The following is a 3570-nucleotide window of genomic DNA, read 5'->3' as shown; positions in this document are numbered from 1 at the left end:
GTTCGAAAGAACACTCGTCATCAGCTCTCGGCCTTAAGATCCCGGATTTACCTAAGATCTCAGCCTACCACCTTAAACCTGGACAACCAACGCCAGGCTGGCCTAGCCTTCTCCGTCCCTCCATCGCAATAACCAGAAGTACAGGAATATTAACCTGTTTTCCATCGACTACGCTTTTCAGCCTCGCCTTAGGGACCGACTAACCCTGCGTCGATTAACGTTGCGCAGGAAACCTTGGTCTTTCGGCGTGGGTGTTTTTCACACCCATTGTCGTTACTCATGTCAGCATTCGCACTTCTGATACCTCCAGCAAGCTTCTCAACTCACCTTCACAGGCTTACAGAACGCTCCTCTACCGCATCACCAAAGGTGATACCCGTAGCTTCGGTGCATGGTTTGAGCCCCGTTACATCTTCCGCGCAGGCCGACTCGACTAGTGAGCTATTACGCTTTCTTTAAAGGGTGGCTGCTTCTAAGCCAACCTCCTAGCTGTCTAAGCCTTCCCACATCGTTTCCCACTTAACCATGACTTTGGGACCTTAGCTGACGGTCTGGGTTGTTTCCCTTTTCACGACGGACGTTAGCACCCGCCGTGTGTCTCCCATGCTCGGCACTTGTAGGTATTCGGAGTTTGCATCGGTTTGGTAAGTCGGGATGACCCCCTAGCCGAAACAGTGCTCTACCCCCTACAGTGATACATGAGGCGCTACCTAAATAGCTTTCGAGGAGAACCAGCTATCTCCGAGCTTGATTAGCCTTTCACTCCGATCCACAGGTCATCCGCTAACTTTTCAACGGTAGTCGGTTCGGTCCTCCAGTCAGTGTTACCTAACCTTCAACCTGCCCATGGATAGATCGCCCGGTTTCGGGTCTATTCCCAGCGACTAGACGCCCTATTAAGACTCGCTTTCGCTACGCCTCCCCTATTCGGTTAAGCTCGCCACTGAAAATAAGTCGCTGACCCATTATACAAAAGGTACGCAGTCACCCAACAAAGTGGGCTCCCACTGCTTGTACGCATACGGTTTCAGGATCTATTTCACTCCGCTCTCCGCGGTTCTTTTCGCCTTTCCCTCACGGTACTGGTTCACTATCGGTCAGTCAGTAGTATTTAGCCTTGGAGGATGGTCCCCCCATGTTCAGACAAGGTTTCTCGTGCCCCGTCCTACTCGATTTCATTGACAAGAGATTTTCGCGTACAGGGCTATCACCCACTATGGCCGCACTTTCCAGAGCGTTCCGCTAATCTCAAATCAACTTAAGGGCTGGTCCCCGTTCGCTCGCCACTACTAAGGGAATCTCGGTTGATTTCTTTTCCTCAGGGTACTTAGATGTTTCAGTTCCCCTGGTTCGCTCCATGCACCTATGTATTCAGTGCAAGGTAACCATCTTGTGATGGTTGGGTTCCCCCATTCAGACATCTCCGGATCACAGTCTGTTTGCCGACTCCCCGAAGCTTTTCGCAGGCTACCACGTCTTTCATCGCCTCTGACTGCCAAGGCATCCACCGTATGCGCTTCTTCACTTGACCATATAACCCCAAGCAATCTGGTTATACTGTGAAGACGACATTCGCCGAAAGTTTGCATTTCACAAACTTTACCTTAGCCTGGACACGCACCAGTGAAAGAGGTGCCCAGTCTATCTTTCTATCACATACCCGAATTTTTAAAGAACGATTCTGACAAAGATCAGAAATCAACATTCAGCCTTCGTCCGAAGGAAATGCTCATTTCTAAGCTTTAGCATGACAACTGTCTGTACCACCGAACACCGGTATGGTGGAGCCAAGCGGGATCGAACCGCTGACCTCCTGCGTGCAAGGCAGGCGCTCTCCCAGCTGAGCTATGGCCCCGTATCGCTACAGGGTGCACCGGTAATTGGTGGGTCTGGGCAGATTCGAACTGCCGACCTCACCCTTATCAGGGGTGCGCTCTAACCAACTGAGCTACAGACCCAATCGTCTTCTTCAATGAATCAAGCAATTCGTGTGGGAACTTGCGAAGAAGCTGAGTCTTCGATTAAGGAGGTGATCCAGCCGCAGGTTCCCCTACGGCTACCTTGTTACGACTTCACCCCAGTCATGAATCACACCGTGGTAACCGTCCCCCCGAAGGTTAGACTAGCTACTTCTGGTGCAACCCACTCCCATGGTGTGACGGGCGGTGTGTACAAGGCCCGGGAACGTATTCACCGCGACATTCTGATTCGCGATTACTAGCGATTCCGACTTCACGCAGTCGAGTTGCAGACTGCGATCCGGACTACGATCGGTTTTATGGGATTAGCTCCACCTCGCGGCTTGGCAACCCTTTGTACCGACCATTGTAGCACGTGTGTAGCCCAGGCCGTAAGGGCCATGATGACTTGACGTCATCCCCACCTTCCTCCGGTTTGTCACCGGCAGTCTCCTTAGAGTGCCCACCTTAACGTGCTGGTAACTAAGGACAAGGGTTGCGCTCGTTACGGGACTTAACCCAACATCTCACGACACGAGCTGACGACAGCCATGCAGCACCTGTCTCAGTGTTCCCGAAGGCACCAAACCATCTCTGGTAAGTTCACTGGATGTCAAGGCCTGGTAAGGTTCTTCGCGTTGCTTCGAATTAAACCACATGCTCCACCGCTTGTGCGGGCCCCCGTCAATTCATTTGAGTTTTAACCTTGCGGCCGTACTCCCCAGGCGGTCAACTTAATGCGTTAGCTGCGCCACTAAAATCTCAAGGATTCCAACGGCTAGTTGACATCGTTTACGGCGTGGACTACCAGGGTATCTAATCCTGTTTGCTCCCCACGCTTTCGCACCTCAGTGTCAGTATGAGCCCAGGTGGTCGCCTTCGCCACTGGTGTTCCTTCCTATATCTACGCATTTCACCGCTACACAGGAAATTCCACCACCCTCTGCCCTACTCTAGCTTGCCAGTTTTGGATGCAGTTCCCAGGTTGAGCCCGGGGATTTCACATTCAACTTAACAAACCACCTACGCGCGCTTTACGCCCAGTAATTCCGATTAACGCTTGCACCCTCTGTATTACCGCGGCTGCTGGCACAGAGTTAGCCGGTGCTTATTCTGTCGGTAACGTCAAAATTGCAGAGTATTAATCAGCAACCCTTCCTCCCAACTTAAAGTGCTTTACAATCCGAAGACCTTCTTCACACACGCGGCATGGCTGGATCAGGCTTTCGCCCATTGTCCAATATTCCCCACTGCTGCCTCCCGTAGGAGTCTGGACCGTGTCTCAGTTCCAGTGTGACTGATCATCCTCTCAGACCAGTTACGGATCGTCGCCTTGGTGAGCCGTTACCTCACCAACTAGCTAATCCGACCTAGGCTCATCTGATAGCGTGAGGTCCGAAGATCCCCCACTTTCTCCCGTAGGACGTATGCGGTATTAGCGTTCCTTTCGAAACGTTGTCCCCCACTACCAGGCAGATTCCTAGGCATTACTCACCCGTCCGCCGCTGAATCAGGGAGCAAGCTCCCTTCATCCGCTCGACTTGCATGTGTTAGGCCTGCCGCCAGCGTTCAATCTGAGCCATGATCAAACTCTTCAGTTCAATACTGCAAT

General features: G+C 52.1%; 2 tRNA genes and 2 rRNA genes (1 of these 4 only partly in view). All 4 read right to left on the bottom strand.

The features are described 5' to 3' along the window. Positions 1-1531 (bottom strand): 23S ribosomal RNA (locus ACIQAL_RS31530); it reaches 1460 nt to the left of the window's first position. A 248-nt stretch (positions 1532-1779) separates the two neighbouring features. Then, a tRNA-Ala gene (locus ACIQAL_RS31525) sits at positions 1780-1855 on the bottom strand. Between the two features lie 26 nt (positions 1856-1881). After that, positions 1882-1958, bottom strand: a tRNA-Ile gene (locus ACIQAL_RS31520). A 64-nt stretch (positions 1959-2022) separates the two neighbouring features. Further along, positions 2023-3559 (bottom strand): 16S ribosomal RNA (locus ACIQAL_RS31515). Together the 16S and 23S rRNA genes with 2 tRNA genes alongside form the textbook arrangement of a ribosomal RNA operon. Positions 3560-3570 lie beyond the last annotated feature (11 nt).

Origin of the sequence: Pseudomonas sp. NPDC088368, assembly GCF_044753445.1 — a bacterium.
In the GTDB taxonomy this organism is placed as follows: domain Bacteria; phylum Pseudomonadota; class Gammaproteobacteria; order Pseudomonadales; family Pseudomonadaceae; genus Aquipseudomonas; species Aquipseudomonas bambusae.
Note: the sequence above shows the minus strand (reverse complement) of the source record. Positions and strands in the feature narration are given on the sequence as shown.